Genomic DNA, 6118 nt, shown 5'->3' on the forward strand with positions numbered 1-6118 from the left:
AATTTTCTGTTATACCCGTGAAGCCGGCGAATCAGCCGAGCCCCGCTTCACGCAGTCACCCGACATTTCAGGAGCCCCCAAGTTCTCTCGCACCAATGGCATGTCCTTGGCGCTCGCGGCCAGCCTGGCCGTGGGCGGCACCGCCGCTGCCAGCACCATCAACCAGAACACCTCGTGGACCATCAACCGCACGGGCGCGACGTCGACGTACCGCGTCGTGGCCTACGGCGACTCCATCTTCGCCGGCTATAACGGCTCCATCTTCAACGTGGCCCGCCGCGCGGCGCCCGTCGTCGAGGGCGAGTACCTGGCCAAGGACTTCAACAGCAACATCGAGGTCGTCCGCCGCACCAAGTCCGGCGCCCGGGCCGACGACATCTACAACAACAAGATCATCGCCGAGCGCTCGTACATGCAGTCGGCCAACACCCGCGTGGTGATGTTCGAGATGTGCGGCAACGACTACCTGCAGGCGCGCACCGCCTTCACGGACCAGACGGGCACCTGCAGCTATGCCGGCCTGGACACGGCGCTGGCCAACTGCACCTCGTACATGGAGAAGGCCATGCAGGCCATCAACACGTACGCGACGGCGGCCAAGGCCAAGATCATCATGAACATCTACTACCCGGGCTACGCCGCGGACAACGTGCTCACCAACTGCACGGACGCCGCCACCGGGACCCGCGTGAACAAGCAGTCCAAGTTCATGCCCTACCTGGCCAAGAGCAACTGGCGGGCCTGCAGCCTGGCGGCGAAGTACGGCTTCCAGTGCGCCGACTCGTTCGCCGACTACATGGGCGCCGACTACGACTCCAACGGTGACGGGCTGGTGGACAGCGACGCCCTCCGCTACATCGCGGGCGAGACCGAGGCCGCCTACGTCACCCGCATCACCAGCACGCTGCGCTCGACCATCCGCGACGCCAACACGCACTTCGCCACCTCGGCCACCAGCTACGACTACATCCAGTCGGACAACACCCACCCGACCTACTACGGCTCGACCATGAGCGGCACGAGCTCCGGCGCTCCGGCCTTCACGGACACGCAGATCCTGAGCGGCAAGAACCCCGAGTGGAACAAGTGGGGCCATGAGCGCGCGGGCTGGCTGATGTCCACGATGGACCCGGCCACGCCGTAATTGGCCGATGGAAGCACCCGGGCAGGGGACACCTCTCCCCTGCCCTCCATTCCCTTCCCCTTCCGGAAGCTCGCGGCGCTCGTTCCCAGGTGTTCCCGGGTATAGGGTGCGGACCATGAATCAGATGCTGGAGCTCCGAGGCCGGTGGACCCTCATCACCGGGGCGTCGTCAGGGCTGGGCGTGGAGATCGCCCGCACCATCGCGAGAGACCATGGCGGCCATGTCCTCCTGGTGGCGCGGCGGCGTGACAAGCTGGAGGCGCTGTGCGAGGAGCTGCGGGTGCGACATGGGGTGCAGGCCGCCTGCATCGCGGCCGACCTGTCGCGCCCCGAGGACGTGGAGCGCATCTTCACCGAGGCCACGCAGGCGCGGGACATCCACGCCGTCATCCTCAACGCCGGCGTGACGTACTGGGGCGAGGCCATGAAGCTGGGCTGGAGCGAGTTCCAGGCCATGCTGGACACCAACGTCACCAGCATGGTGCGGCTCTCCAGCCTCTTCATGCCCTACCTCGTCGAGCGTGGGACGCGGGGCGGGCTCCTGCTCGTCTCCAGCGTGGCGGGGCTCATCCCGGTGCCGTACCAGGCGGCCTACAGTGGCACCAAGGCCTTCGTCACCAGTTATGGGCAGTGCCTCGGACAGGAGGTGCGGCACACGGGTGTGTCCGTCACCGTCTTCGCCCCAGGCGGCATCGCCACGGAGATGCTGGACAGGACGGGACTGTCCAACCGCTTCAAGGCGGGAGACCTGGGAGTGATGAGCCCCGAGGCGTGTGCCGCGCACGCGGTGCGGGCCTTCATGCGCCGCAAGGAGCTCTACGTCCCCGGGCTGCTCAACCAGACGTTGGCCCTGGCCGCCAAGGTGCTCCCGCGTGGCTTCATGGCCCAGCGCACGGCCGCCATCTACAAGCCCGAGCGCTAACCCGCCTCGCGCTCACGAGTCCTGGGCGAGCTGGGCGTGGATGGTCTGGAGCAGCTCCTCGTCGGAGAGGGCCTTCTCCCAGTTGCCGGGCAGCTCCACGCGCACCGACTTCGCGCCACCGCTCGGGGTACAGACGACGTGGAAGCGATTGGAGGTGCCGTCGACCCGCGCGGCCTCCTTCTTCTCCGCGTCCTGCCCCAAACCCGCGAAGGCTTGGATGCAGCTCCAGGTGACTCCGTCCGCGTCCTTGACTTCCCGAGGCATGTCTTCCTCTCACGCGTGCCGGGGCCGGCGCCAGAAGGGAGGGCGCCAGGGTCCTCGCTTCTGGAGCTGCTCCGCCACGTCTCCCTTCAGGGGCAGGTTGAGGCGCTCGCGCCGCAGCAGGAGCAGCTCGCGGATGACGATCTGCGCGGTGCCCACGATGGGCACGGCCAGGAAGGTGCCGAGCACGCCGGCCAGCTCGGCGAAGAGGATGATGCCGAGCAGCGTCACCAGCGGGTTGAGCTCCACGGTGCGCTTGTAGATGACGGGCGCGAGCAGGTGGTTCTCGAACTGCTGGTAGAGCGTGACGTAGAACCCCACCGCCAGGAAGTCCCACACCCCACCCGAGGCGAGGGCCACCAGCGCCAGCACGAGGCCCGAGAGGGTGGCTCCCAACAGGGGAATGAGACTGCCCAGGCCGGAGAGCACGCCGAGCGGCAGGAAGTAGGGAACGCCGAGGATGGCCAGGAAGGTGGTGGCGCAGAGGGAGTTCACCACCGCGATGATGGCCAGCCCGCTGAGGTAGCCCCCCACCGAGGTGTACACCTTGCCCAGCACCCGCTCGTAGCGCTCGCGGTGCGCTGGGAGGCACTCGGCGAGCGCGCCCCGCACCACCCGGCCGCCATAGATGAGCATGAAGATGACGAGGAAGAGCACGGTGACGAAGGCGCCCACCCCGGCCAGCGCGCTGCCCACCACGTGCAGCGCGGGATCCACCGCCCGCTGCAGCAGCGAGGAGTCTCCCTGTCCGAGCGTGCCCAGCCGCTGGTCGAGGCCCACCCGCGCATCGAGCCACTGGTAGAGGCGCGTCTGGTGGGCGCGCTCATTGAGCTCGGGCAGGCGCTCGGCCAGCTCCCGGACCTGCGCCACCGCGGTGGGCACCAGGAGGAAGCTCGCGCCGACAAGGGCCCCCAGCAGCACGCCCATCACCAGCCCGATGGCCAGCGGTCGCCGCACCTTCCACTTCTCCAGCCACGCCACCGCGTGGTTGAGCGCCACCGCCAGCAGCACGGCCGTCACGGTGAGGGTGAGGGTCACGATGCCGTGGATCAACAGGAAGATGGCGGCCACCACGCCCACGATGCAGGCGCAGATGGTGAGCACGGTCTTCACCGTCACCTGTGAGCGCGGCACGGGCACCGGCTCCCGATCATTCACGGGATCGATTGGCGAACGAACAGGCCTCTCCGGCTCCACTCCCACCCCTCCCTGGTGAAAAGGACCTGCGAGAAAGCTGGGGCTGCGGGGGCCGTAACGGCAGTGCTCGAAGCCACCGTGGGAGCCAACCGCCCGGTCGCTCGGATGCCTTCAGGCGAGGTGCCGTCGTCCACCCGCCCCTCCTTGGAAAGTTCCCCTCTTGGAGGAATTACACCTGGGTTATTGGCGGGCGGTCGGAAGCGCGCGGCTAGAATGCCGCCGAGATGCACGACACCCGTTGGACCGATGAGTTCCTCGAGGGCTTCCGCCACAAGGGAGATCCCCTCGCGGATGAGACCGTGAAGAACCTGTTCCGTCAGGGACAGGTGGAGAACGCCAACGCGTTGATGAAGCAGCTCATCCGCAACGACCAGCTCGTGCCGGACACGTTGCCCACGCCGCTGCGGGAGTACCTCGTGCGCACCGAGCGCCTGCCGTCGTGGGCGGACCCGGAGCTCATCCGCCGCGGCGAGGCGCTGTTCGGCCGGTACGGGCCGCAGGCGGTCGTCTCCCTCTTCTGCGGGGCCCTGCCGGCGAGCTACGCGGCGGCGAAGGGCGTCCAGGTCATCCACCTCACCTCCCGGCTGGCGACGAATCCCTTCCGCCGCATCATGGAGACGGCGCAGATGCTGGTGGACGTGCTCGCCCCGGGAGGCCTCGAGCCGGGCGGCACCGGCATCCGGAGCGCGCAGAAGGTGCGGTTGATGCACGCGGCCGTGCGCCACCTCATCCTGCAGAGCGGCGAGTGGAACCCCGAGTGGGGACACCCCATCAACCAGGAGGACCTGGCGGGGACGCTCGCGGACTTCTCGTACGCCGTCGTCGTGGGCATGGAGAAGCTGGGCTGTACGCTGTCCACGGGGGAGCAGGACGCCTACTTCCACTGCTGGCGGGTGGTGGGGCACGTGATGGGGTTGGACCCGGCCGTGCTGCCCACGGACATGGAGGACTGCGCGGCGCTCGCCCAGGCCATCCAGCGCCGCCACTTCCGCGCGAGCCCCGAGGGGCAGGAGCTCACGCGCGCGCTCATCCAGATGGCCGAGCACGTCACGCCGGGGGACCTCTTCGACGGCCTGGCGGCCTCGCTCATGCGCCACATCCTGGGCGAGGAGATCGCCGAGATGCTGAAGGTGCCGCCCGCGGACTGGACCCGGCACCTGCTCGGCCCGCTGGCGCTGCTGGGCAAGGCCTCGGACGAGCTGGGGGACCGCTCCCGGGCGGTGGCGAAGCTGGCGGAGCTGTTCGGCCGCAAGCTGGTGGAGGGGATGGTGTGGATGAACCGCGGCGCCGAGCGGCCTCCCTTCCGCATTCCCCACACGCTGCGGGAGTCGTGGAACGTGGAGGGCCGGTAGCGGTTAGAGTGCGGCCATGAGCGCACTCCGATTGGTGGCCGAGTTCACGAGCGCCGAGGACTTCCTGGGCGTCCATCAGCGGGAGATGTCCAAGGGCGGGCTGCTGGTCCGCGGCGCCTCGCTGCCGACGGGCGCCTCGCTGGGCGCGTGCGTGCTGGTGTTGTCCGTGGCGGGCCAGGCGCCCGTGGAGGTGCCGGCGCAGATCGCCGCGGCCGTCCCCGGCGTGGGGGTGGCGGTGATGTTCCCGGGAGGGCCTCCGGCGCCCCTCGTGGCGCTCCTGGAGCGGCTGCGGGCTCCAGCGCAGCCGGCCCCGGCCGAGGAGGAGGTGGAACCGGACGCCGACGAGCCCCCGGCGCCCGCGCACAACCCGCTGATGTCCGCCCGGCTGGCCGCCCTGAGTGTCACGGAGAAGATGCAGCTCGCGCTCTCCGGAGACCGGGAGGCCCGGGCCTACCTGCTGCGGGACACCAACAAGGCCCTCCACGTCTATGTGCTGCGCAACCCCCGGCTCGGGCTCGACGAGGTCATCTACGCGGCCAAGATGTCGTCGCTGTCGCCGGACGCGCTGAAGCTCATCGCCGAGCACCGCGAGTGGGGCGTCAACACCACCGTGTGCACGGCGCTGGCCCGCAACCCGAGGACGCCGGTGCCGCTGGTGCTCAAGCTGCTGCCGCGCGTGCCCATGCAGGAGCTGCGGGTCATCGCCAAGGGACAGGGACGAGCGCCCATCGTCCAGGCCGCGCGCAAGCTGGTGCTGCACGCGCCCTAGTCCCGGGTGCGATGGGCGTCCACGAAGAAGCCGGGGAGCGGAGGGAGACACGGTGAAGCGACTGTTCGTCACGGGTGGCACGGGGTTCATCGGCGGCGTGTTCGTCCCGCTGGCGCAGGAGGCCGGCTACCAGGTGCACCTGCTCACCCGGAGCGCGCCGTCCGCCGAGCGGTGGGCCCGCGCGGGCGTCACCCCCGTGCTGGGGGACCTGCTCACCCCGGGGCCCTGGCAGCGGGAGGCGGCGGCGAGCGAGTGGGTGGTGCACCTCGCGCAGCCGCTCACCTTCGGAGGCCGGGTGACGCGCCAGCGGGCCGAGGCCTACCGCGAGCAGCGGCTGCGCATGGACACGATGCTGTTGGACTCGCTGAAGCCGGGGGGGGCGCGGCGGGTGCTCTACGTGGGGGGCACCAGCTACTACGGCGACCAGGGCCCCCGGCTGGTGACGGAGGACAGTCCGCCGAGGCCCTCGGGTT

General features: G+C 69.6%; 7 protein-coding genes. 5 read left to right on the top strand and 2 right to left on the bottom strand.

Annotation, left to right across the window (positions count from 1 at the left end; genetic code table 11):
* Positions 1 to 100: 100 nt before the first annotated feature.
* Entirely contained in the window at positions 101 to 1144 is a 1044-nt protein-coding gene (locus VF697_RS36390; RefSeq protein ID WP_331102402.1) for an SGNH/GDSL hydrolase family protein, read from the top strand.
* A gap of 115 nt (positions 1145 to 1259) precedes the next feature.
* A complete protein-coding gene (locus tag VF697_RS36395; protein WP_331102390.1) occupies positions 1260 to 2066 on the top strand; it encodes an SDR family oxidoreductase in 807 nt (268 codons plus the stop codon).
* Between the two features lie 12 nt (positions 2067 to 2078).
* Here the strand turns inward: VF697_RS36395 and VF697_RS36400 are convergent, their stop codons facing one another.
* Together VF697_RS36400 and VF697_RS36405 are read right to left on the bottom strand one after the other, a co-directional pair.
* Entirely contained in the window at positions 2079 to 2330 is a 252-nt protein-coding gene (locus VF697_RS36400; protein WP_331102392.1) for a hypothetical protein, read from the bottom strand.
* 9 nt (positions 2331 to 2339) lie between these two features.
* Positions 2340 to 3461 carry an AI-2E family transporter gene (locus tag VF697_RS36405; protein WP_331102393.1) on the bottom strand — a complete coding sequence of 374 codons (1122 nt, stop codon included), beginning with the start codon at positions 3459 to 3461 and terminating at the stop codon, positions 2340 to 2342.
* A gap of 287 nt (positions 3462 to 3748) precedes the next feature.
* Here VF697_RS36405 and VF697_RS36410 point away from each other — a divergent pair, with 287 nt between their 5' ends.
* The 3 genes from VF697_RS36410 to VF697_RS36420 form a co-directional block, all read left to right on the top strand.
* On the top strand, positions 3749 to 4876 hold the full coding sequence (locus VF697_RS36410) for an oxygenase MpaB family protein (protein WP_331102395.1): 1128 nt from the start codon (positions 3749 to 3751) through the stop codon (positions 4874 to 4876).
* A 16-nt stretch (positions 4877 to 4892) separates the two neighbouring features.
* Positions 4893 to 5645 carry a hypothetical protein gene (locus VF697_RS36415; protein WP_331102397.1) on the top strand — a complete coding sequence of 251 codons (753 nt, stop codon included), beginning with the start codon at positions 4893 to 4895 and terminating at the stop codon, positions 5643 to 5645.
* A 52-nt stretch (positions 5646 to 5697) separates the two neighbouring features.
* A partial coding sequence (locus tag VF697_RS36420) for an NAD-dependent epimerase/dehydratase family protein (protein WP_331102400.1) occupies positions 5698 to 6118 on the top strand: 421 nt, incomplete at its 3' end.

This window comes from Archangium sp. (genome assembly GCF_036388035.1).
Lineage (GTDB): Bacteria > Myxococcota > Myxococcia > Myxococcales > Myxococcaceae > Archangium.